The organism is Citrobacter sp. Cf132 (genome assembly GCF_030333885.1).
Classification (GTDB): domain Bacteria; phylum Pseudomonadota; class Gammaproteobacteria; order Enterobacterales; family Enterobacteriaceae; genus Citrobacter; species Citrobacter freundii.
The window spans coordinates 463,601-487,971 of sequence record NZ_JAOWFA010000071.1; the positions used below are offsets into that span (position 1 = coordinate 463,601).

Consider the following 24,371-nt stretch of genomic DNA (forward strand, 5'->3'; position numbering starts at 1 on the left):
AGGGTTATATATGAACAAAGTTTACAGCATTATTTGGAACGCGGCGCTCGGTATCTGGGTGGTCGTTTCTGAATTAACGAAAGGAAAGAAAAAAAGCAGCTCGCGTAAAACTGTCGCCGTACTGGCAGCTGGCGCATTAAGCGGTGCTTCATTGCTGGCTTCTGCAGCCCAGATTACCGCAACGGGTGAACACGATATTCATGAAGACTTCAAGACAGGTATTTCCGCTGGGGTTTATGAGGGTATCCACGACTACGGCTTCTTATATGAAGATAACACCACCGGTCAGGCACTGAATATCAGTGGTGCAATCCCAACATTTAGCCCGGGTCAAAGCGGCGTTGTTGAATCAACCACCATCAAGGAGTTGCTGCAATCAAAAAAAATCATCCTGAAAGCGACCAGCCCTGACCAGAGTGTAAAAACAATCACCACCACTGAAGAACTGGCGGAATACCTGACTTACAACCAGTCGTCGACGCCTTCGCAGAGCACAGAATTTGATATCAACGATCCGGCGTTTCCCGGTGAAAAAACAACCATCAAAGTCTTTGATACCACTGACTTAAAGGGCTTTCTTACCGAAGCGAAAATCGGCGATGCGGTATTAAACACCTTTGATGCTCAGAAATCAGAAATCTATAAGCAATTTGGTATCGCCCTGGCGACAAATGGCTCCATTGCGAATCTGAATATTGGCGACGACACCCTCAATGTGCGTGACAAAGCCAATACCATCGAATTGCTGGCAAAAGATTCCTCGCTGCTGGAAGCGCAAGGTACTGCAAGCCAGGTGAACTGGCAGTCAGATAACTATATAAAATTTAACGCAGCCCCGGTGATCCCTGAAAAAACGTTCACCGGTTCAGCGCAAACCTCCGTGTTTGGCGATGAATTTTCGCTGATGACCTATGGCTATGACGAGGATGGCAAGGTCGTCAAAACCGGGGAGCGTACATTTACCATTACCAACACACAAGAACTGGCCGAATTCAATGACTGGCTGTTGGGCAAAAGCGACGACGCGGCACTCAACCCTGATGGTGAAAAAGTCAGCCAAATCCAGCTGTGGATAGATGCGGAGGAAGTCACAACCGTCACCGCAGCACAAACAAAGTACGCCGAGCTGATTGAAAATCTGCTCACCTCCGGTAAGCCAGCTGACATACTCAGCTGGGATTACGACGTCTGGACCGACGGTTTGTCACATACCAACAACGCGACCGCTGGCCGTGGTGAGTTACATGCCATCTACGCCAACGGCGCAGGCACCTCCGGCACCTTGAACAAAGACGCGATTATTGCCGTGGACGGCAGTATTAATGGCGTGATGAAAGCCATTAATGGTGGGGTTATCACTAACCTTGGCGAGCTGAACGCATTACGCACGTCTACCGGGCAAAGCCTGGCGATTGGCATGCTGGCAAAAGACGCGACGGCAACCAACAACGGGATCATCAACTCCGGGCTGTTTATTGATAAAGACGGCAACCAAAACGTCAACAGCTATGGCGCATTTGGTATGCAGGGGCAAGGCGCCAGTCAAATCACCAACGAAGGTACCATCAACCAGGCGATCACCACCGATAACTTCGGTACCGCTTCTGCCGCCGATCCCTGGAGCAAGGACAAACCCACTGACTCGCTGACGCTGGCCATTGGTATGCAACTGTCTGACAATGCGCAAGGGGTCAACAACGGCGATATCAACGTCGTGGACGGGCGCAAAAACGGTGCATCCTACGGCAGCGGCATCGCCTATGGCGTAGAAGTCGCCGACAACGCCACCTTTACCAACAGCGCAGGTGCCTCTATTTATCTTGGCCGTAACGCAAGTGATCCGTCTAAAGATGTCACCATGTCAGGCGGTTCAAGTCTGAGCGCCGGGATAATGACCAAGAGCGCCAAAGAGGTGATTAACAACGGCCTTATCACGCTGGGAACCGGCGTACGTAACGCCGCGGGTATGCTGATTGGTAACGCGACCGGCAACGTCATCAATACCGGTAATATCGTGATCAATGGCGATTCCAGCGCGGGGAGTAGCAGGAACTACGGTATCACCGTGCGTGACAGCGGCGCGGAAAATAATCAGGAAATTCGCAACGACGGCAAGATTAACGTCAACGGCACCAACAACGTCGGCATCCACGTCAGCGCAACTAACAAAAATGCCGAAGCCACGACCAGCGCTTCAGGCTCTATCGTAGTTGATGGTGAAGGTAGTGTCGGTAACCGTAACTATGCCGTCTGGGCTGAAGGTGGCAAAGATGGAAAGGCAGTGGTCAACGTCTATTCCAACATCACGCTAAACAAAGCCGGGAACATCGGCGTACACGTGCGTGATAACGCCGTCGCTAACGTCGACAGTCTGAGTAGCCCGGCATTCAACAGCACCGATCAGATTGGCTATTACCTGTATGGTAAAGGCGCAACTGCGAATATTGGTCAGGCGGTAATGAATGACAACGGGCAAGATCGCACCACCATTTTCCGTATTGCCAATGGTGCAATGCTGGCCGGTAACACCACCACTCCTGACGGTCAGCCCAGCTCAAACCTTGACCTGACCTTAAGCGGCGAACAGTCCGTTGGCGTATTAGCGACGGGCACAGGCAGTAGTGTGGATACCGGCGAAGCCACGTTCACCGTGCAGGGCACCGACTCCGCCGCACTGCTGATTGAAGGCGGTGCCACAGGTAACATCAGCGATAAAACCACCATCAATTTAACCGGTGAAAGAACCATTGCCGGGGTAGTGGACGGTCAGGCTCATCAGTTGAATGGCAACGCAGAAGGTAGCTCCACTCCGACCATCCTCACTTCAAACGCAAAAATCACTTCAGAAGCCAGCGGCAACAAGGTTATTGCCTATGTGGCAAGGAACCAGGGCAGCCTGATCCTCGATACCCAGGCAATTATCGATCTTGCCAGCACCGACAGCATTGGTGTTAACGTGCAACAAGGCGGGAGTTTAACCAATAACGCGACCGCTGCCTTACATGTGAGTAACGGCATTGGCGTACAAGCTTCGGGTTCGAACGCACAGATTAAAAAATTGGGTCAGATTCAAGTTGATGATGGAACCGCAGGGGTTCTGCTGACCAACGGTGCCAGCCTGAGTATTACCGGTAATGCCGGTGATGCCATCACGACTAATGGTTCGGCCGATGGTATTCGTCTTGATACAGGAGCCGGTAAGCTGGCTGCCAAAGGGGTGATTATTAGCGCCGAAGGTACTGGTGCTGGCATTCAAAACGACGCCAACAATACCGATATCACACTCAACGATGTCACTATCAATGCCAACGACGGTCCGGGGATCCGTACCAGCGTCGCGTTAAACATGAAAGATGGCCTGAATAACATTCTGAACGTTAACGGTAAAGGTACCGGCTTCGCCTTTGAGCAGCGCAATGGTGACGCAGTGACAGGCAATCTGACCATCGGCAAAGGCTATACCGTTGAGGTGCATAACAGCGAAGGCAGCGGTATCCGCGCCAATACGGACGGTAAGGTCACCACCAATGCCGATATCAACGTCTACGACAGCGCAGGTGGTTCTGCAATCATCGCTAAAAATGTTAGCGCAATAGCCAATAGCGGAAAAATTATCTCTGCCAGCACCACCGCACCCGTTATTGATGCCAGCGGTGACAGCAATAAAAAAATCACCAATACCGGTACCCTTCAGGCTATCAACGATACGGCAGTGGCGATTCAATCTGGCAAGGGCAATGACACCATTGATATCAGCCAGGGTATCACCAGTGGCGTGATCAACACCGGTGAAGGCAAGGACACCTTTAACTGGCAAAGCGGAACCTTTGCCGGCGAGGTGAATTTCGCCGGAACCGGCGGCAACAATAAAGCCAACATCGGCAATGTGACGCTGGATAAAACGCGCCATATCACTACCGAAGCCGGCAGTGGCAACGCCCTCACCTTCACCAATACACACGGTAACAGTGCGAAAATTGGCAGTCTGAGCAGCGATAACCTGACCACCGGTACCAACATCGGCACGGGTTGGGACTCACTGACCATTAGCGGTTCAAGTGCAGATATGCGCATCGTCGATCGTCTGCAACTGGCAAGTAAAACCATTGCGGTTACCAATGGCGCAACGCTGCGTACCGGCGATCACGGCGAGTCCACCAGCACTGCCGCGACCATCGCTGACTACAATGTGACGACTCAGGGTGCAGGCAGCCGAGTCATCTTTGACACGCAGGGCGACACGACGGCGGCACAGATCTATAACGGCGTCATCAGCGGTGATGGGAAGTTTGAACGCGCGGCGGACGGCACCACCGTCTTTACCGCCAACAACACCTATACCGGCTCTACCACTATTGATCAAACCGGTACGCTGCAGTTGGGTGACGGCGGAAATACAGGCGGAGTCAACGCCGTGTCTGACATCATCGACAATGGCGTACTGGCGATTAATCGGGCCAATGATGTGCTGCTTGGCGGCGTAATCTCCGGGATCGGTGCGTTACAGCAGATTGGTAACGGTATTACTCGCCTGACGGGCAATAACACCTATACCGGCGACACGACCGTCACCAGCGGTACGCTACTGGTGAAAGGGAATCAGAGTGCCGCGACGGGTGTGACCAAAGTAAGCGGTACGGCGACGCTGGGGGGTAACGGGGTGATCGGCGGCGACGTGCTGATGAACGATGCCTCTACCCTCAGCGCCGGTGACGGCGGTGCGGGTACGTTATCCATTAACGGTAATCTGCAGCTTGGCAGCAAAACGACCTCCGCTTTCGAACTGGGTCAAGCCTATACGCCAGGCGGCGCGCTAAACGATCTGATTAACGTCGCAGGCGATCTGCAACTGGACGGGACTCTGGACGTCACCACTTCACAGGGTGGTAACTTCGGACCGGGCGTGTACCGTATCTATAACTACGGTGGCACGCTGGATAACCAGACGCTGGAATTAGGCGCGATACCGAATAGCCAGGATAAGAGCAATATTTTTGTTCAAACCTCCATCGACAAACAGGTCAACCTGGTGAATGCCAACGGCGTTACCCTGCAGTTCTGGGACGGCGCAACCGTTAATCAGAGCCACGGCGCGTCGGGCATTGAAGGCGACAGCAAAATTGACGGTGGCGATGGCAAATGGATGGCAATCGGCAGTCAGGGTGATAACAACTGGACCACCGCAACCGGTGAGGGTAACGCCCCTTGGGCACAGAAGTCCTTCGCCGTCTTCACCACCAAAGGCGGTACCGTTACCGTGGATAACGCCGCGGGAGAAGTTAACTTCTCCGGAGCACAGTTTGATGCCGATGGCTATGTCGTTAAAGGCGATGCGCTTAACGCGTATGCCACCACGGAAAACGCGGCCCACGCAGGCCAGACGCCGGGGACTGGCGAACTGCTGGTGCGCGTTGGCGCTGGTGGCGCGGGGCAAAACTATACCGCGACCATTGAGTCCGTTATCCGCGAGGCCAGTACTGCTGACAAGCTGACGCTGGTGAAAACCGACCTTGGCCGTCTGATCCTCAGCGGTGACAACGAATATCGCGGCGGCACGCGCATTGATGGCGGCACGTTGCAGATCTCCTCCGACAGCAATCTCGGCCAGAGCGGAACTGACCTGGCCATCAATAACGGTTCAACGCTGCAACTGGGCGCGGACCTGACCAGCAATCGCACCATTGATCTGGGAGCGAATGAGAATGCTGCGGTGTTTGACCTTAATTCGCACCACTTCACGCCAACCGGTGAGATTACCGGCGAGGGTAAACTGAAAGTCACCAGCAGCTCAAGCGATGCGGGCAGCACCTTGTCGCTCGACCGCGCCAACAGCTACAAAGGTGAAACAGAAATTGCCGGTACCGGAAACGCCAACAATGTGACGGTCAACGTCAGCAAAACCGGAGCCTTTGGCAGTAATGAAAGCAGCACCGTGAACGTCAATAAGGGTGCGACGCTCAATGTCAGCGGGACAGATACCAGCCTGAAATCCCTGACTATGAACATCGCCGACAGCCTGTTAACGCTGGCGGATAACGTCACCGCCGCAAGCGCAATGCTGAACCTGACGGGCACGGCGAAAGCGGTGTTAACCAACAACGCCAGCGCGGGCAACGCGACGGTTAACGTGTCAAGAGACAGTACCCTGGCGCTGGAAGAAAATGCCAGCGGGGGCAATGCTACCGTGAATAACAGCGGACTGATGACCTTTGCTGACTATGCGATGGCAGAGAACACCGTCGTTAAAAACCTGGTGGACGGTAAGGTCGATATCAGCGCAGTCGACAGCGCAACGTCTATCGGCTCGTTGTCCGGCGCGGGTAATGTCGAACTGGGCAATAAAGAACTGTCGCTGGGTAATCTGCATCTTGATGACACCATCAGCGGTATTATCAGCGGCAACGACGGCAGCCTGGTGAAAATCGGTGACGGAACGTTGACGCTGACCGGCGATAACACTTACACCGGCACCACGGACGTCAATGAAGGCGTGCTGCTGGTCAACGGTAATCAGTCTGCGGCTACCGGCCAGGTGACGGTGAAATCCGGGGCAACGCTCGGCGGTAACGGTATTATCGGCGGCGCGGTTGATGTGCTGGACGACGCGCATATTACCGCGGGTGCAGCTATCAACAGTGTGGGTAAACTGACTACCGGTTCTCTGACGCTCAGTGATAACGCCCAACTGGATTATCAGTTTGGTCAGGCTTATACCCCGGGCGGTGCCTTCAACGACTTGATTGATGTAAATGGCGATCTGACGCTCGACGGTAAGCTCAACATTGAAACCTCACCAGGCGGTAGCTTTGATGTGGGCGTTTACCGCGTCATCAACTACACCGGCACATTGACCAACAATGTAATGGATATTGCTAACGCACCGGAAGCAGCTGACAGCCTGTACGTGCAGACATCGGTGAAAAATCAGGTCAACCTGGTCAACCACGCCGGACTGACGCTGCGCTTCTGGGACGGCACCGGCGGTGAGAATGGCGAGCTGAAAAATAACGGCGTCATCAACGGCGGCGACGGTATCTGGCAATCCAGCCAGGGTAACGACAACTGGACCACCGATGAATCGACGCCAGAAGGCGCGTTGAACGCACCGTTTACCGATGCTGCATTCGCTGTCTTCCAGGGTGAAGCGGGCAACGTAACCGTCGATAACAGCAAAGGCGATGTCATCATCAGCGGCGCGCAGTTCGCCACCGATGGTTATCGTGTGGGCGGCGAAGCCATTACCACCGACACGGCAAACACCCTGATTCGTGTCGGCGATGGCACAGTAGACGGCGCTAGTTATACCGCCACTATCGACAGCGTTATCCGCGGTACCGGCGGCCTGAATAAAGGCGATCTCGGTACGCTGATTCTCACCGGCGACAATACTTACAGCGGTGGCACCACCATCACCTCAGGGACGCTGCAGGTGGCGGGTGATACCAACCTGGGTGCGGCAGATACGGGAATTACCTTTAATGGCGGTACGCTGAAGTATGGCGAAGCGTTTGATACTGCCCGTCAGGTGACGCTGGAATCCGGCGGCGGGACATTCGACACCAACGGTCATGACGTTTCTCTGCTGACGGAAGTCGAAGGTAACGGTCAACTGACCAAAACCGGTAAAGGCTCCCTCACCCTGACGCTGGATAACACCTACACCGGTGGCACCACCATCGAACAAGGCGTTTTACAACTGGGTAACGGCGGTGATATTGGCAGCATTCAGGGGGATGTCGTTGATAACGGCGTACTCAACGTCAATCGTGGCGATACCCTGGCGCTGACCGGCAATATCAGTGGTAAAGGCCAGTTGCATCAGACCGGTAGCGGCATTACCGAGCTGCAAGGTGAAAACAGCTACAGCGGCGCTACGTTGATCGCCAACGGCGTGCTGCAAGCGGGTAATACCAACACCCTGAGTAGCGCATCACACCACTATGTAGTCGCAGACACCACGTTGAACACGCAGGGCTATAACCAGACGGTAGCGGGCCTGAGCAACGGTGGCGATGTCTCGCTCATCGGTCAGCAGACTGGCACAACCTTAACCGTCAAAGGGGATTACACCGGCGAAAAAGGGACTATCAACATGGCAGCTATCCAGAATGGTAGCGGAGCAGGCATTGCCGACCGTCTGATTATCGATGGCGGTAAAGCCAGCGGTAGCACACTGCTGGATGTCGATGGTTCTGGTCTTGGCGCGCCGACCATTGGGGATGGTATCGAAGTGGTGACTGCGCTCAATGGCGCAACCACAACCGCGCAAACCTCACGGGATGCCTTCCATCTTGCCGCCGATCGTATGGCTGCAGGTGCGTTTGAGTACCAACTACATGCGGGTAATGCTCAGGGCCAGGGTGAAAACTGGTATCTGAGAAGTGAATACCGTCCAGAAACCATGCTGTATTCTGGCCTCGCCAGCGTAGTACGTCAGGGTGATATTAGCCTGTTAGGTAACATGCACCAACGTATGGGGGACGAGGTTAAACCGGGCATTGATGAAGACAATCGCGCCTGGGCAAGAATGATTGGCTACTCCGGTAAAACCAAACTGGATGATGCTGCCGGTACGCAAACCAGCTCCCATACCATGGGTATCCAGGTCGGCGTTGATATGTATGCTAACGAAAGCTGGAAAGCCGGGATGTATACCAGCATCCTTGATATCGACAGCAACGTGAAAGGCACGAAGACAGGCAGCGATGGCAAAGGCGGTAACATCGACGACAACGCATTTTACGTCGGTGGCTATGCGACCTGGTTCTCGGGTGACGGTATGTATGTTGATAACGTCCTGCAGTACGGTAACCATAAATCCCGCCTGGCGGCGACCGGTAACAATGGCTCGTATACCGTCAGAGGCAACACGCTGACGGCGTCGACAGAGGTGGGTAAATCGTTCCGTTTAGGCGCCAGCGCATGGAGTCTGGAGCCTCAGGCTCAGTTGATCTACCAGTACAGCGACTTTGATAACAGCACGCTGGATGGTGTGACCCCAACGAAAGTGAAAATGGATACCGCAGACTCCTTTACCGCGCGTCTGGGCGTGCGTCTGGTCGCTGACTATGACACCAACCATGGCAAATTCCAGCCGTACGGCAGGGTTAACGTCTGGCAGGGTCTGGGTTCAAAAGACAAAACGCACTTTAGCAATGCGGTAGCCACCACTACGCTGGAATCTTCACAGCAGTACTCCAGCACTGAAGTTGCAGCCGGCCTGTCATGGTCTATCGACAGAAACCTGCAGGTCTACGGTGAGCTGGGTACGCAATTCAGCAACGGCGGCAGTAAGTCGCAGGTCGAAGCGCCGGTCAATGCCTCTATCGGCTTTAAGAAATCGTTCTAAGCTAACATAAACTCGCCAGCCTCCTGTTCAGCAGGGGGCTTTTTTTTGCTTATAGTATTACAGGGGTGGCTGATGCGCGACGCGTATCAGGCCTACAGACTTACCAGCAACGTGGAACAATCAAGGGATTGGAAAACGTAAATACGGAGGGATTAACGATTATATTGCGCTAAGAGTGAAGGGATCTCTTGTGCCTGCACCGGGGGAGAAATGAAAAAGCCTTGAATTTTGTCACAACCAATCTGCATCAACCGGTCCAGCTGGGACTGGGTTTCCACCCCTTCGGCAAGAACTTCGATACCAAAATTATGCGCCAGTGAAATAATACCCTCAACAATCTTTGTCGATCGGGTGTCGGGTTCAATGCCAGTGACAAATTCTTTATCAATTTTTAAGGTATCAAAAGGATATTTCAACAGGTAATTAAGATTAGCATGACCGGTTCCAAAATCATCAAGCGCAAGCTTGACCCCTATCGCCTTTAATTCCGTCATATTTTTAGCCGCAATCTGACTGTCGTACAGCGGTGACGTTTCGGTGACCTCTATTTGGCATCGATGGACCGGCAATCCGGAGGTGGCAAGATTTTGTCTGACGCGTTGGGGTAACAGAGGATCGCAGAATTCGAGCGCGGAAATATTGACGGATAATACAATGGGGTCAGGCCAGGAAGTTGCAACATCCCACGGAGAGTGAGTAACCATATCTTCAATTGAAATAATATTACCGCTATCTTCCAGTAACGTAATAAAAACATCGGGAGAGATCATACCCATCTGAGGACTATTCCAACGCATTAATGCTTCAAATCCGCTTATACACTGGGCATGTAAATTGAAAATAGGCTGATAAACCATATAAAGTTGACTGGTATTCAAAGCCTTTTCAAGCGCAGTTAGCACCTCATTGGAATTAAACATTCCCCTCTCCCTCTACAAATCATAACATTAAAAACCAGTCAAAATCACTCCCGAATTGTATCTACTATTAGGTGTATTACATCAGAAAAGAATGGTCAGGTTAGGGTAAAAAAGACATACGATGGGTAAATCTGACAATTAACTTATTTAAATCAGAGGTATTGGTCAGGCCAAGCTTGGCGACGACTCTCATCTTATGTGCCTGAATCGTTTTATAGTTCAGGCTAACTAACTCAGAAATTTCTTTGGCTGTATAACCACTTACCAGTAAGTTCAGGATCTGCTGCTCTCTTTCGGTTAATCTTTTCTGCGAACGATACAGTCGGGGGTTCCATTTCCCGACTGATAATGTCGCCAATTGACCAAAATCACGCAATGAAGATTTTTCAGTCAAAACTATTATTTTTTCGACATATAATAACTCTACGCATAATTTCGCCACCAAACTATCAGCAACAATCACCACGACGTTATTATAAAATTTGAATCGGTTTTTATTCAAAAACTGAACAATGTCCGAACACGCATGTTCATTATCGATGATATTAAAAACCATGGTTTGATGCTGGCATAATGATGACTGATGCAACATATCCTCAAACTGGAATGTTTGTATCGGTACATGTTTGCTGGTGAGGTAGGCAAACATACCATTGCCCACAAAATTATCACTGCCACACATCAACATCCTGTTCACCGTTCCTTATAAGCTTCTAATCTTGTTACTCATTAAAAATTTAATAATAATTTTCTCGACTTCAGTCTCTTCACGACGATTTTTAAAATCAAACTCACACGAAATCTGATGACAGGAATACAACTGGTTATCCTCATCAAATTCATTGATCAGGACGACATCGATCACTTTTAAGTCCAGTTGTAAACTGCCAAATGTATCGAAATCCAGAGATGCATTTTTAATCACCGCATCTTTATAAAGAAAACGGGCGTTTACATCTTTAACGATTAACGCACAACCACCCTGCGAGATATTTTTAATCTTGAAAGAGTAGTTTTCTCCATTTTTGTAACGACCAAAACAGAAAAAGTCATACCCCTTCATGAAGGAAAAACGCTGATTTTGTCTCTGCTGGGCAAAGAAAATCAAATCCGGTATGAGGTAGGATAATCCTACTTCTGCACCTGCTGATGGGGTTTGCTCGAATCTGGCACTAAATTTCACAATCCCGCTTGCGCTGTGCAGGATAAAGTATTGGACCTTTTCAGGAACAATGTCTTCGTGCCAGGAGATAACAAACCGCTCGAAATCAACCTTCTCTAACTGCGTGATAACGCTACTGTTTTCACATAACACTTCCAGTTTCGTTTTCTTATGCAGCTCTTCACGAAGGGTAGCTATGATTTCAAACTTATCTTCCTTTGCTAATCCAAAGCTCATTCTAAAACCCTTATTTCCATATTTAAGATATGTCTCGCGTTTGGTGACTCACAAAACGCGAGATCAGCATCCACCCCTGGTGCTTAATTACCATAGTGGATTCCATGTCGAACAGTTGATTAAAAATTAAGTTTTTAACTATCTTTAGCCATTTATTGATACGTAAAAACATTTAATCAAAGTTAATTCTAGCTGAAGTCATGCCTAAAACCATGCGAACGTGTTGTTTAATTATAACAAAAGTGAATAACAATCTTTTTTAAAGTGTCATTTTGAGATAACAAATAGCAAGAATTGTACAGAAAAAAACAGAGAAAAATGAATGGGTTTTGATGGAGGAACTACGCAATATGCGAACTGGTGCGCTATCGAAAGAAGAAAGAAGATGCTTACGTCACTATATTATTAATCAGTAATATAAGTCCGACTGGTTATTGTGGCAAAGCGAATCATTGTATTTCATGTATAACATAAATTTCCCTTAGGGCAGAAAAAAGGCCAGCGTCCTGCTGGCCCGGTAATTACCGAATCGAACTATAGTGGCTTACTGTCTTGCAGAGGGTACAACGTTAAAAATTCAATACTTTTGCTTAATAATTGATCGGGAAGAATCCGCGATGATCATCACCGCTCCCGCCAACATTAACGTATCTTTTAACACCAACCGTCCAGCGCCTGACAAGTACGGAAATCCGTGGTGTAAATCACCCAGCGGCATCACCCATGCTTCTGGTGTGGTTATTAAAAATGATAAAGTTACAATTGGTGTGGCAAATGCCAGAACGCCGCCAATTAATCCCAGCCAACGGCTAACAGGATTAGCCAGCACCAGCAAAGCGATAAGAACTTCGACTACGCCCAGGCCATTTGAGAACGTATACGTGTTATTCGCCGTCTGCCATTCACGAGCCTGCGGTTTGAATTCACCTTCGTGGGTTAAATGTTGTTTGTATTCTTCTGGATGCTCATAAAAAAATGACATTACCGGACTATTGGCGACAAACGGCGTAATGCTGTCGGCTTCGTAAGGTACAAATTTTAATAACCCAATCCAGATAAAAACAATCGCGATACTCAGGCGAATCAAGGTTAATCCAACCCTATCACCTTTGCCCAATATACGAAGATATTTTTCCATTCCGGCTCTCCTCACTTGTACAAAATTGCCGTTGCGTGAGTGCTGCTATCAATGCGCATTGAGGTAATTTTCCAGGAAGTCGCTTTCTTTTCCTGTGCCAGTTTCGCAATGGCATCTTCCACCACGGAAGGAGTGCCAGACACAGTCGATACGCTCACGTGGGCAACCTCGGTTTGCGCTAACACGGAAAATGTCACCGGAGCAGTCAGTAATGCAGTCATTAGTAACGTAGTTTTAAACATGTTCATTTCTATTCCCATTAACAAGTTATTTCAGTGGGAATATAATAAAACATGTCACTTTATTTTATTTCATCCGTAACGCCAAAATAACTGTCAATTAGTATCAGGAAATATAAAAACAAATAAAAAAGCCCCACACGGGTGGGGCAAATATGTAGACTACGCTATTATTATTTAATGAGAGAAAAGAGATCGTTTAGTGATTCGCTCATGCTTGGATGGGTAAATATTTGGTCACGCAATGTGGTATAAGGTAACCCCGCATCCATAACCGTCTTGATGATATTAATCATTTCATGAGAATCCACGCACAGCAGCGACACACCTAATATTTGTTTCGTTTCGCTATCCACCACCGCTTTAAGTACGCCACGGGTATCATTCATCACCCGCGCACGCGGGATAGCCGCTACCGGCAACGTCACGACCTGCACCGCCGCACCGCTGGCGCGGGCCTGTTCTTCAGTCATTCCGACGCGGGAAAGCGGCGGCGTCATAAAGACGGAATATGGTACATTTTGACGATCGCCCGTGTTACGTACCCCCTCGCCTAGCAGGTTGTCGCGCACAATACGGAAGTCATCCAGCGAGATATAGGTAAATTGTAATCCACCAGTGACATCGCCCATTGCCCATATGTTATCTGCCGAGGTACGTAGATATTTATTTACAATAATGGCACCGCGGTCGTTTACATCCACACCCGCATTCTGCAGCTGCAGATTTTCAGTCGCCGGTTTGCGACCCGATGCCACCAGCAGCACATCCACCGTCTGGGTACCTTCCGGCATGTGCAGCTGTACTGCACTATCGTGAGAGGAGACCGACTGCACGTTGGCATTGAGGATCAGCTCAACGCCTTGGTCGCGTAAAATGTTGGCGATAGTATCAGCAATATCCCGGTCTTCACGAGGCAAAAACTGCGGAGATGCTTCATAAATAGTGACTTTGCTACCAAAGTTGGCAAACATCGATGCGAATTCAACGCCGATATACCCACCGCCTAAAATGCCCAGACGCTCGGGACGTTGCGTCAAATTCAACAACCCAGTGCTGTCAAATACGCCAGGCGTCGAGGTTAATCCCTCAACGTTCGGAATCGTTGACTGGGCGCCAGTATTAATAAAGATTTTCTCGCCGCTCAGTTCAACCTCACCTGTTGGCTGCACGACCCGCACTGTATGGTTATCAATGAATTCAGCACGACCTTCAATCACATCCACGTTCTCCAGATCGGCAAGATTGTGGAAGTTTTTATCGCGCAGAAAACTGACAACGGAGGTCTTGCGCTGCATCGCTGCGGCAAAGTCATGCTGAAGTTCAGCATCGTGTACCAGGGTTTTGGTGGGAATGCAGCCGATATTGATGCATGTCCCACCATACATGGTGTTTGACTGTTCAATAATCGCTACCCGCCAACCCGTTTTGGCCAGTGTTGCCGCCAGCGTTTTACCCGCTTTACCAAATCCGATAATAATCGCCTGATACTGATTCATGCTGTCTCTCCGCCATGTCACTGTTCGTTTGTTGAACTGAATTATAGGTTTAGAGATGCACGAACAATGTATCCATAACGCGCCAATTACTGTCAGATCGTCTAAAAAGCCACTCTTTCCCTTCCACTCAACCTATTGAGTAATTAAACTAACACCATAAAATTATTAATAAAGCTATGTGTTATAGCGTTGTTTTCATCTCAATTAGCATTAGCAAAAACTGCCCAGGAGTCTTCATGGACGCACTTAGCCGATTACTTATGCTTAACGACCCGCAGGGCTCGATTGATCAAAACTGCCTGTTGAGCAGGGACTGGCAACTGCCGCATGCGGCGGGTGAACTGTCCGTTATTCGCTGGCATACGGTAACCCAGGGATTCGCTCAACTGGATATGCCTGACGGAACATCTTCCACATTACGCCCTGGAACAATAGTCATTCTGCCGCAAAACTCCGCGCATCGTCTGTGCCAGACAGGGGAAGAACAAACGCATATTGTCTGCGGGAGCCTGCGATTACAGGCATCTTCACGCTATTTTTTAACCGCGCTTCCGGAAGTATTATTACTGGCGCCTGAGGAGAACAGCCCCGTCAGCCATTGGCTGAAGGCCATGATTGCGCTAATGCAGGAGGAATACATCAACGACCTGCCTGGCTCCAGTATCGTTTGCAGCCAGCAATGCGCTACGCTGTTCGCGTTAACCGTTCGCGAGTGGCTCGCCCAGTCGACACCCGCTAAAAATGTGCTGAATTTACTGCTGCACCCCAGGCTTGGATCCGTTGTATTCATGATGCTGGAGTCACCGGCTTTTGCCTGGACCGTCGAAGAACTGGCAAAACGAGCACATATGTCGCGGGCCAGTTTCGCACAGCTATTCCGTGAAGTATCAAACTCCACGCCGCTGGCGGTGTTAACCGCGCTGCGCCTGCAGTTCGCAGCCCAGATGCTATCGCGCGGTACACAGCCGTTAATCGTTATTGCCGAGTCGGTGGGTTACGCCAGCGAATCGTCGTTTCATAAAGTCTTTTTACGAGAATTTGGCTGCACGCCGGGCGAGTACCGCAAACGCGTGAAAGCGTTGGCGGTATAACGCAACGCCTGCTTCGGCAGTAAAACCGAGGCAGACGAGCGCTTCAGGGCATTACTTTTGGTGGCGATGCCTGTGCAGCCACATCAGCTTATAAGCGGCCGGAATAATGAACAGAGAGAGCAATGGTGCGGTGATCATGCCGCCAATCATCGGCGCGGCTATGCGGCTCATGACTTCTGAGCCAGCTCCCGTCCCCCACAATATAGGTAACAGACCTGCAATAATCACCGCCACGGTCATCGCTTTCGGGCGCACGCGCAGCACAGCACCGTGATATAACGCTTCATCCAGCTTATCCGCCGTAAAGGTTTGCGGATTTTCCAGCGCGGGTTCGGCTTCAATAGCGTGGCGCAAGTACATCAGCATCACCACGCCAAACTCCGCAGCAACACCGGCCAGGGCGATAAATCCGGTTCCGGTTGCAACCGACATATGGAACCCCATCCAGTAAAGGAACCAGATGCCGCCCACCAGCGCAAAAGGCACACTGGTGATAATCAGCAGCGCTTCACCAAAGCGACGGAAGGCCAGATAAAGCAGAACGAAGATTATCATCAGCGTCATCGGCACCATCAGTTTGAGCTTATGACTGGCGCGCTCAAGCAGCTCGAACTGCCCGGAAAACGCCACGCTGGTCCCCGGCTTTAACTGTACGTTTTCAGCGATCGCTTTTTTCAGATCGTCCACCACTGAGACCATGTCACGATCGCGGGCGTCGATGTAAATCCAGCTGGTTGGTCGCGCATCTTCGGTTTTCAGCATCGAAGGCCCCGAAACCACCGTCACATCGGCGACATCCGCCAGCGTGATTTGCTGTTTCATGGGCGTCAGAATGGGCAGATTACGCAGCGCTTCCGGGCTATCACGATAGCTCTGCGCATAGCGAAGGTTAATCGGATAACGTGCAATCCCTTCCACCGTTTCGCCGACCATTGCGCCTCCGACCGCAGAGGTGACAAACAGTTGCACCGCGCCGACGGTCATTCCGTACCGGGCCGCTTTCTCCCGATTAATATCCACATTGATATAGCGCCCCCCGACCAGGCGTTCAGCCAGCGCCGAAGAGACGCCCGGCACGGTTCTGGCCACCTCTTCAATTTGCTCCGCCGTGGCGTCGATATCTGCCAGAACGTTACCTGACACCTTAATGCCAATTGGGCTTTTGATCCCCGTAGAGAGCATGTCGATACGGTTACGAATCGGCGGAACCCACAGATTCGCCAGTCCCGGCAAGCGTACGGTTTTATCCAGCTCGGCAATGATTTTGTCCATCGTCATCCCCGGACGCCACTGGTCCTGCGGCTTCAGTTGGATCGTCGTTTCAACCATTTCCAGCGGTGCTGAGTCTGTTGCGGTTTCTGCCTTACCTGTTTTACCAAACACGCGCGCCACTTCCGGAACGGTCATGATCAGCTTGTCGGTTTTTTGCAGCATGTCCGCTGCCTGCGCCGCTGAGATCCCCGGCAATGTCGAAGGCATATACAGCAGGTCGCCTTCGTTAATCTGCGGCAGGAATTCGCCACCGACTTTATTCAGCGGGTAGATAACCGTCAGTATTGAAAGCACCGCCACCAGAATGGTGGTCTTGGGCCAGTGCAATACCTTCAGCAATAGCGGATGGTAAATACGGATCAGGAAACGGTTAAGCGGGTTGCTGCTTTCTGCAGGTATTTTTCCGCGGATCCAGAATCCCATCAGGATCGGAATAACCACGATGGCCAGAAACGCCGCACCTGCCATGGCATACGTTTTGGTGAACGCCAGCGGCCCGAACAGTCGCCCCTCTTGACCCTCAAGCGTGAAAATAGGGATAAACGACAATGTGATAATCAGCAAGCTGATGAACAATGCCGGGCCGACTTCTACCGAGGCGTCAGTAATGACCTTCCAGCGCGTTGCGTTATCCAGCTTTTCATGCGGATGCTGATGCCCCCACTCTTCCAGCCGCTTATGGGCGTTTTCAATCATCACGATGGCGGCATCGACCATCGCCCCGACAGCAATGGCAATGCCCCCCAGCGACATGATATTGGCGTTCAGCCCCTGGAAATGCATCACGATAAACGCGATACACAGCCCCAGCGGCAGGGAAATAATCGCCACCAGCGCAGAACGCAGATGCCACAGGAACAATGCACACACCAGCGCAACAACGATAAACTCTTCCAGCAGCTTGTAGCTCAGGTTATCAATGGCGCGGTCAATGAGCTGACTGCGATCGTATGTTGTAACTATTTCTACGCCTTCCGGCAGGCTACTTTTCAGCGTATCGAGCTTGGCTTTAACCGCGGAGATCACCTCACGCGCATTTTTACCGGACCGCAGAATAACCACCCCGCCCGCCACTTCGCCTTCGCCATTCAGTTCGGCGATCCCACGGCGCATTTCCGGCCCAATCTGTACGCGCGCCACATCGCGCAGGTAAACAGGTACACCGTCAGCCCCTGTTTTCAGGACTATATTATTGAAATCATCGAGCGTTTGCAGATATCCACTGGCGCGGACCATATATTCCGCTTCAGCCATCTCAACAGATGAGCCGCCCGCTTCCTGATTCGACGTATCCAGCGCCGATTTCACGTCCGCCAGACTGATGCCATATTGCGTCAGCTTCATTGGATCAATAACGACCTGATACTGTTTAACCACGCCGCCTACCGAGGCGACTTCCGCCACGTTGGGAATCGTTTTTAACTCATACTTTAAAAACCAGTCCTGAAGAGAACGTAATTCCGCCAGATCGTGTTTCCCGCTGCGATCCACCAGCGCGTACTCAAATATCCAGCCGACACCCGTGGCGTCCGGTCCCATTTCCGCGCTAACGCCAGCCGGCAATTTTCCCTGAACCTGGTTGAGGTACTCCAGTACGCGCGAGCGCGCCCAGTAAGGATCGGTACCATCTTCGAAAATGACGTACACGTAGGAATCGCCAAACTGCGAGAAACCGCGCACAGTTTTCGCGCCCGGTACCGACAGCATGGTGGTGGTCAGCGGATAGGTCACCTGATTTTCAACAATTTGCGGCGCCTGACCCGGATAGCTGGTTTTGACGATCACCTGAACATCAGAGAGATCGGGCAGCGCATCAACCGGGGTATTGATGATGGTCCAGGTTCCCCAAATACTGAGAAACAGCGCCCCCATCATCACCAGAAAACGGTTTGCCACCGAGCGGCGGATAATCCATTCAATCATTTATCATATCCTCAGTGTGAATGGGTAGCCTGGGCTGGCATGGCGGCTGCGTCTTGCGTCTTACTGTTCTGGGCGCGCATACGGTCCAGTGCGCCAGAGATATTCGCTTCGGAATCAATCAGGAACAGACCGCTGGAAACCACTTTTTCGCCTTCGGTCAGGCCGGAGCGGATAGCCGTCAGCCCTTGAGATTCATGGAATACCGCAACCTGTTTCGGCACAAATCGGCCTTCGTTATCAACGGTGATTACCCGCTGCTCGGTACCCGTATCAATTAGCGCTTTAGACGGGATCAGCAGCATTGGCTCGCTTTGTGTTTTCAGTTGCAGGTAAGCATTCATCCCGGGCTTGAGCGCCTCGTCAGGATTATCGACCTGTAAACGGAGCTGGAGCGTACGCGTGGTAGCATCAACGCTGGGTAAGATACTCCACTTGCTGATGGTGAAAGGCTTATCCGGCCAGGCGGGCACGGTGATGGTAAATTGGGAGGCGTCTTTAATCAGCCAGGCGATAGATTCCGGGACCGACGCGCTGACCCATACCGGGTCCATACCCTGAATTTTCGCGACCACATTGTCTTTGGAAATGTTCATACCCGTACGCAAATCGAATGCGGTGATCACCCCATCAATAGGCGCTTTCAGGGTAAAGCGGGTCTGAATTTTACGCGTCGATTTTAAGCGCTGAATATCCGCTTCAGGCATTCCAGCCAGACGTAATCTTTCCAGAATTCCTTCCACCTGCGTCGCGCTGCCGCCAGTTTCTCGCAGCAATAAATATTCGCTCTGCGCCTCAACCCAATCAGGAATAGTCAGGTCGATCAGCGGCGCGCCTTGTTTAATTTTGTCCCCCACGGTCAGTGGGTAAACCTTCTCGATAAAGCCCGCTGAGCGTGCCTGGACAATAACAAACTGGTATTCGTTATAACTAACGTTGGCCGGAAAAGTTTGCGCGTAGTGCAATGGTCCACGACGCACTGGCTCTGTTTTCAGCCCCAGGTTCTGGGTCTGTGTAGGATCGATGCGCACGCCTGGTGATGACGCGTTCGCGGTCTCTTCATCGGCATATTTCGGGATCAGATCCATATCCATAAATGGCGATTTACCCGGTTTATCAAAACGCGTGTTTGGGTACATGGGGTCGTACCAAAACAACACTTTTCTGGCTTCTTTTGGCGAAGCCTGCCCGGTTTCAGCCGTTGCTTTTGCGGATGAATAATAAGTATAAATACCGACAGAAATAACCCCACCGACAATCATGCCAGCGAGAATAAGCGCGGTATTTTTAATATTTAAAGACGCCATAGTGATTTCCATTGCGCGATAGTCTCACCCGCGTTCGCAAAAACCCGGGCAAGAATAAAAGAGACCAACGAGAACGTTATTTACTGATGTGAATATCGCGTAACACAGAGAGATTTCCCTGCTGAACAAACGTAAACGCGACCTTATCGCCAGGCTTAATATCATCAGCCTTCGTATCGGCAACCAGTGTAAAACGCATCGTCATGGCTGGCCAGTTCACCGCAGGAATAGGATCATGCTTGATCGTAATCTTTTTACTTTCCATATCAACAGCTTCAATCACCCCGGTAGCGCTAATGAGTTGTTCCTGTTGAGCCGCTGGCTGCATATTCATCATCTCACCATGCTGATGCTCATTGGCCTGAGCGTTAAACATGATCATAGAGAAAAGACTAAACAGCACAGCTTTGGTGGTAGTATTCATAATTGATGCTCCTGAAAGGTTAATATTAAGGATTACTCCACCCAACCGCCGCCTAAGGCAGCAAACAGCTTAATTTCATTAACCTGTTGGGCGTAATTAAGATCGAGCAGCGATTGCCGCGTAGCGAATAAAGAACGTTCTGCGTCTAATACTTCGATATAGCTAACTGCACCATTCTGATAAAGCGCTCTGGCGCGTTGTAGTGTGATTTGCAATGAATCCAGATAACGCTGCTGCCCGCTAATTTGATCGGCAATGCTTTGGCGCGACACCAGTGCATCCGCCACTTCTTTAAACGCGTTCTGAATTTTTTGTTCGTAATTCACTACCGACTGTTGCTGGCGAATTTCTGCCAGGTCGAGATTGGACTGATTACGTCCAGCGTTGAATATTGGAATATCTATTTTGGGGACAAAATTCCACATGCCGCTGGCGGCATTAAATAAACTGGAAAGATCGCTGCTGCTACTGGACACGGAACTGGTCAACGTTATAGACGGAAAAAATGCCGCTCGCGCAGCACCGATATTGGCATTTGCCGCCAATAATCCGTGCTCAGCTTCCATAATATCCGGGCGCTGCAACAGTATTTGCGACGAGAGCGATGGCGGCAGCGTTACCGGTTTAATATCCCCACGGCTGCGCGCGTGGACATCAGGTAATTTCCCGTATGTACCCAGCAACAGCTGCAGCGCGTTATTGGCCTGCGCCAGATCACCTTTACGCTTGGCAATTTCGCTACGCGTACTTTCGATCACACCGCGCGCTTGTTCCAACGCCAGTACGTTGGTGCTACCGGTTACCAGTTGCTTCTCTACAAAAGCGTAAGAGCGCTGGTAGTTTTGCAGCGTTTCTTCAGCAACTTGCAACTGCGCGTAAGCCAGACGCTGATTAAAATAACTTTGCGACACGTTGGAGATTAATGAGATATGCACCGCCCGACGCGCTTCTTCGCTGGCAAAGAAATTCTGTCGCTCAGCTTCACTCATATTTTTTAGCCGCCCAAAGAAATCCAGGTCGAAACTAAGATTGAGTCCAGCTTCGAATTCACGATCGGTGCTGCTATCACCTTTTAATTTACCGCTGTAAGTACCACTGGAGCCTGCCGTGAGCTGCGGGTAGCGGTCAGCGTCCGTGACGCCATATTGCGCTCTCGCTTCCTGAACTTTTAGCACAGCCATACGTAAATCGCGGTTATTAACCAACGCCTCGCCAATCAGCGCCTTTACCTGGGAGTCAACGAAGAAGGTCCGCCAGCCCGTGTCCTGATATTCACCTTGAGCCGATACCAGGGCATTCTGGCTTAAAGAAAATTGCTGCGGCACCGGCAAAGCCGGGCGCTGATAGTCCGGCGCCAATGAACAACCGGCGAGCACGAATATAGCGCTGAGAGTAAGAAGCTTAAATTTGCTCATAGTTCTTCTCGTCCTGACCGGACTGATGTCCCTAAAATGTGTAGGAATTTATAGTGCTGTACTTTAACCAAGTGACTCTGTTTAACCGGTGACAGGAAAATGACAAAACTGTCATTTTCCCAATAACCGATTGCTATCCGATCCCGCTTCCCTAGAATTGAAAGTCCGCACAACCAGTGCGAGAAGGAGAATGCGATGAAGGTTTTGATAGTCGAAGATGAGAAAAAAACCGGTGAATACCTGACAAAAGGCCTGACGGAAGCGGGTTTTGTCGTGGATTTAGCGGATAACGGCCTGAACGGGTATCACCTGGCGATGACCGGCGATTACGACCTGCTCATACTCGACATCATGCTGCCGGATGTAAACGGCTGGGATATCGTGCGGATGCTGCGTTCCGCCAACAAAGGAATGCCCATTCTTCTTCTCACCGCACTGGGTACCATTGAACATCGGGTTAAAGGTCTGGAATTGGGTGCTGATGATTACCTGGTTAAACCGTTTGCTTTCGCCGAACTGCTGGCACGTGTCAGAACGCTGTTGCGTCGAGGCGCGGCGGTGATTGTCGAAAGCCAGTTTCAGGTCGCGGATTTAATGGTCGATCTGGTCAGCAGAAAAGTTACCCGCAGCGGTACGCGCATCACTCTGACCAGCAAAGAGTTTACGCTGCTTGAGTTTTTCCTGCGCCATCAGGGGGAAGTTTTACCCCGCTCGCTGATCGCCTCCCAGGTCTGGGATATGAATTTTGACAGCGATACTAATGCCATCGACGTCGCCGTTAAGCGTCTGCGCGCCAAAATTGATAACGATTATGAGCCGAAACTGATTCAGACCGTGCGCGGCGTGGGATATATGCTTGAGGTTCCTGATGGCCAGTAAACGATGGCGGCGCCCTTTTTCACTGGCGACACGACTAACCTTTTTTATCAGCCTGGTGACAATTGCTTCATTTTTCGCCTTTGCATGGATAATGATCCACTCCGTGAAAGTCCACTTCGCCGAGCAGGACATCAATGATTTACAAGAGATTAGCACCACGCTGGAGCGGATTATTAACCAGCCTAACGAGCCAGAATCACGCCGACTGGAAACGCTAAAAAATGTGGTGGCGGGTTACTCGAACGTCATTATTTCTCTGGTAGATAGCAACCAGAAGGCCATTTTTCATTCGCCCAATGCGCCGGATCTCCGGCAATTTATCGCCAACGCAAGGCCGGATAAAAATGCTCATGCCAGCGACGTTTTTATTATCTCAGGTCCTACACTGCAAATCTCCAGACATATCCACGGACAGAAAACATCGTCTAACTGGCGAATGATTCGCCTGCCGGTAGGAAAGCTTGCCGATGGAAAACCAGCGTATACGCTGTATCTGGCGTTATCGATCGATTTTCACCTGCACTATATTAACGATCTGAAAAACAAGTTAATTATGACGGCTTCGCTGATTAGCATCATGATTGTTTTTATCGTGCTGTTCGCCGTATACAAAGGCCATGAACCGATCCGTAATGTTAGTCGTCGCATCCAAAATATCACCTCGAAAGATCTCGATGTCCGTCTAGATCCGCAGGCTGTGCCTATTGAACTGGAACAACTGGTTAGTTCGTTTAATCACATGCTCGAACGCATCGAGGACGTATTTAAACGTCAGTCGAACTTCTCGGCGGATATTGCCCATGAGATCCGCACGCCAATAACTAACCTCGTCACCCAAACGGAAATTGCGCTCAGCCAGACCCGCAGCCAAAAAGAACTGGAAGATGTGCTGTATTCCAATCTCGAAGAGTTTGGCCGTATGTCGAAAATGGTGAGTGATATGCTGTTTCTGGCGCAGGCAGATAACAATCAGCTGATCCCAGAAAAAAAAGCGCTCAATCTGGCTGATGAGGTCGGTAAAGTGTTCGACTTTTTCGAAGCCTGGGCAGAGGAGCGTGAGGTTGGTTTACGGTTTGAAGGACGCGCATGCTGGGTTTCAGGCGATCCATTAATGTTACGCCGGGCAATGAGTAACCTGCTGTCAAATGCCATGCGCTATACGCCAAAAGGTGAGTCGGTAACCGTGCGGGTGAAAGAGGCGGATGACCTGGTCCAGATAGTCGTTGAGAATCCCGGAACCCCCATTCCCCCGCAACATCTTCCGCGACTCTTTGACCGCTTTTATCGAGTGGACCCTTCACGGCAGCGTAAAGGCGAAGGCAGCGGTATTGGTCTGGCGATTGTGAAATCGATTGTGATTGCCCATCACGGAAAAGTCTCGGTAACTTCCGATCCTTATGTCACTCGCTTTATTCTGACGCTTCCCAAGCACGCGATGTAATTTATGGTGATGACGCTTATACCTGTCATCACCTATTCTCTGACACAACCGTCATAATCCTGTCACGCCATTGACAGT

The 24,371-nt window shown here is 50.7% G+C and carries 14 protein-coding genes; 4 read left to right on the forward strand and 10 right to left on the reverse strand.

The features are described from left to right. The first annotated feature begins 10 nt into the window (after positions 1-10). Positions 11-9,349: an autotransporter outer membrane beta-barrel domain-containing protein gene (locus OGV85_RS22815; protein ID WP_061548169.1), complete on the forward strand. Its 9,339-nt coding sequence runs from the start codon at positions 11-13 to the stop codon at positions 9,347-9,349. Between the two features lie 152 nt (positions 9,350-9,501). Here the strand turns inward: OGV85_RS22815 and OGV85_RS22820 are convergent, their stop codons facing one another. The 6 genes from OGV85_RS22820 to rclA all read right to left on the reverse strand — a co-directional run bounded on the left by OGV85_RS22820 (position 9,502) and on the right by rclA (position 14,544). Beyond that, positions 9,502-10,269, reverse strand: coding sequence for a putative bifunctional diguanylate cyclase/phosphodiesterase (locus tag OGV85_RS22820; RefSeq protein ID WP_032948757.1), 768 nt, complete (start codon positions 10,267-10,269; stop codon positions 9,502-9,504). A 100-nt stretch (positions 10,270-10,369) separates the two neighbouring features. Beyond that, entirely contained in the window at positions 10,370-10,951 is a 582-nt protein-coding gene (locus tag OGV85_RS22825) for a helix-turn-helix domain-containing protein (protein WP_008319941.1), read from the reverse strand. A gap of 21 nt (positions 10,952-10,972) precedes the next feature. Beyond that, positions 10,973-11,668, reverse strand: a complete 696-nt coding sequence (locus tag OGV85_RS22830; protein ID WP_061548168.1) for a flagellar brake protein — start codon at positions 11,666-11,668, stop codon at positions 10,973-10,975. Positions 11,669-12,245: 577 nt separating this feature from the next. Continuing rightward, positions 12,246-12,806, reverse strand: a complete 561-nt coding sequence (gene rclC / locus OGV85_RS22835) for a reactive chlorine resistance membrane protein RclC (RefSeq protein ID WP_003021961.1) — start codon at positions 12,804-12,806, stop codon at positions 12,246-12,248. A gap of 11 nt (positions 12,807-12,817) precedes the next feature. Beyond that, positions 12,818-13,048 (reverse strand): reactive chlorine resistance periplasmic protein RclB, encoded by a 231-nt coding sequence (rclB, locus tag OGV85_RS22840; protein ID WP_003835706.1) that lies wholly within the window; start codon positions 13,046-13,048, stop codon positions 12,818-12,820. A 170-nt stretch (positions 13,049-13,218) separates the two neighbouring features. After that, positions 13,219-14,544, reverse strand: a complete 1,326-nt coding sequence (gene rclA, locus OGV85_RS22845) for a reactive chlorine resistance oxidoreductase RclA (RefSeq protein WP_061548167.1) — start codon at positions 14,542-14,544, stop codon at positions 13,219-13,221. A 236-nt stretch (positions 14,545-14,780) separates the two neighbouring features. On the opposite strand from rclA, the gene rclR reads away from it, so the two are divergent. Continuing rightward, positions 14,781-15,635, forward strand: a complete 855-nt coding sequence (rclR, locus tag OGV85_RS22850; protein WP_003847476.1) for a reactive chlorine-specific transcriptional regulator RclR — start codon at positions 14,781-14,783, stop codon at positions 15,633-15,635. A gap of 51 nt (positions 15,636-15,686) precedes the next feature. On the opposite strand, the gene OGV85_RS22855 is transcribed toward rclR, so the two are convergent. The 4 genes from OGV85_RS22855 to OGV85_RS22870 form a co-directional block, all read right to left on the reverse strand. Beyond that, positions 15,687-18,830: a CusA/CzcA family heavy metal efflux RND transporter gene (locus tag OGV85_RS22855; RefSeq protein WP_061548166.1), complete on the reverse strand. Its 3,144-nt coding sequence runs from the start codon at positions 18,828-18,830 to the stop codon at positions 15,687-15,689. An 11-nt stretch (positions 18,831-18,841) separates the two neighbouring features. Next, positions 18,842-20,134, reverse strand: coding sequence for an efflux RND transporter periplasmic adaptor subunit (locus tag OGV85_RS22860; protein ID WP_061548165.1), 1,293 nt, complete (start codon positions 20,132-20,134; stop codon positions 18,842-18,844). A 76-nt stretch (positions 20,135-20,210) separates the two neighbouring features. Further along, the gene (cusF, locus tag OGV85_RS22865) at positions 20,211-20,558 is read right to left on the reverse strand and encodes a cation efflux system protein CusF (protein ID WP_061548164.1); all 348 of its coding nucleotides are present in this window, start codon (positions 20,556-20,558) and stop codon (positions 20,211-20,213) included. 32 nt (positions 20,559-20,590) lie between these two features. Further along, the gene (locus OGV85_RS22870; protein WP_061548163.1) at positions 20,591-21,973 is read right to left on the reverse strand and encodes an efflux transporter outer membrane subunit; all 1,383 of its coding nucleotides are present in this window, start codon (positions 21,971-21,973) and stop codon (positions 20,591-20,593) included. 195 nt (positions 21,974-22,168) lie between these two features. On the opposite strand from OGV85_RS22870, the gene cusR reads away from it, so the two are divergent. Beyond that, positions 22,169-22,852 (forward strand): copper response regulator transcription factor CusR, encoded by a 684-nt coding sequence (gene cusR / locus OGV85_RS22875; protein WP_003021940.1) that lies wholly within the window; start codon positions 22,169-22,171, stop codon positions 22,850-22,852. Next, on the forward strand, positions 22,842-24,293 hold the full coding sequence (locus OGV85_RS22880; protein WP_061548162.1) for a Cu(+)/Ag(+) sensor histidine kinase: 1,452 nt from the start codon (positions 22,842-22,844) through the stop codon (positions 24,291-24,293). Before cusR ends, OGV85_RS22880 begins: the two co-directional genes overlap by 11 nt. Positions 24,294-24,371: the final 78 nt, after the last annotated feature.

Excerpts from the sequence above, each read along its gene's own strand:
- OGV85_RS22825 (WP_008319941.1), bottom strand. The coding sequence starts at position 10,951 with ATGTGTGGCAGTGATAATTTTGTGGGCAATGGTATGTTTGCCTACCTC.
- OGV85_RS22855 (WP_061548166.1), bottom strand. The coding sequence starts at position 18,830 with ATGATTGAATGGATTATCCGCCGCTCGGTGGCAAACCGTTTTCTGGTG.
- rclR (WP_003847476.1), top strand. The coding sequence starts at position 14,781 with ATGGACGCACTTAGCCGATTACTTATGCTTAACGACCCGCAGGGCTCG.
- cusF (WP_061548164.1), bottom strand. The coding sequence starts at position 20,558 with ATGAATACTACCACCAAAGCTGTGCTGTTTAGTCTTTTCTCTATGATC.
- OGV85_RS22870 (WP_061548163.1), bottom strand. The coding sequence starts at position 21,973 with ATGAGCAAATTTAAGCTTCTTACTCTCAGCGCTATATTCGTGCTCGCC.
- rclB (WP_003835706.1), bottom strand. The coding sequence starts at position 13,048 with ATGTTTAAAACTACGTTACTAATGACTGCATTACTGACTGCTCCGGTG.
- cusR (WP_003021940.1), top strand. The coding sequence starts at position 22,169 with ATGAAGGTTTTGATAGTCGAAGATGAGAAAAAAACCGGTGAATACCTG.
- rclA (WP_061548167.1), bottom strand. The coding sequence starts at position 14,544 with ATGAATCAGTATCAGGCGATTATTATCGGATTTGGTAAAGCGGGTAAA.
- OGV85_RS22815 (WP_061548169.1), top strand. The coding sequence starts at position 11 with ATGAACAAAGTTTACAGCATTATTTGGAACGCGGCGCTCGGTATCTGG.
- OGV85_RS22830 (WP_061548168.1), bottom strand. The coding sequence starts at position 11,668 with ATGAGCTTTGGATTAGCAAAGGAAGATAAGTTTGAAATCATAGCTACC.
- rclC (WP_003021961.1), bottom strand. The coding sequence starts at position 12,806 with ATGGAAAAATATCTTCGTATATTGGGCAAAGGTGATAGGGTTGGATTA.
- OGV85_RS22860 (WP_061548165.1), bottom strand. The coding sequence starts at position 20,134 with ATGGCGTCTTTAAATATTAAAAATACCGCGCTTATTCTCGCTGGCATG.
- OGV85_RS22880 (WP_061548162.1), top strand. The coding sequence starts at position 22,842 with ATGGCCAGTAAACGATGGCGGCGCCCTTTTTCACTGGCGACACGACTA.
- OGV85_RS22820 (WP_032948757.1), bottom strand. The coding sequence starts at position 10,269 with ATGTTTAATTCCAATGAGGTGCTAACTGCGCTTGAAAAGGCTTTGAAT.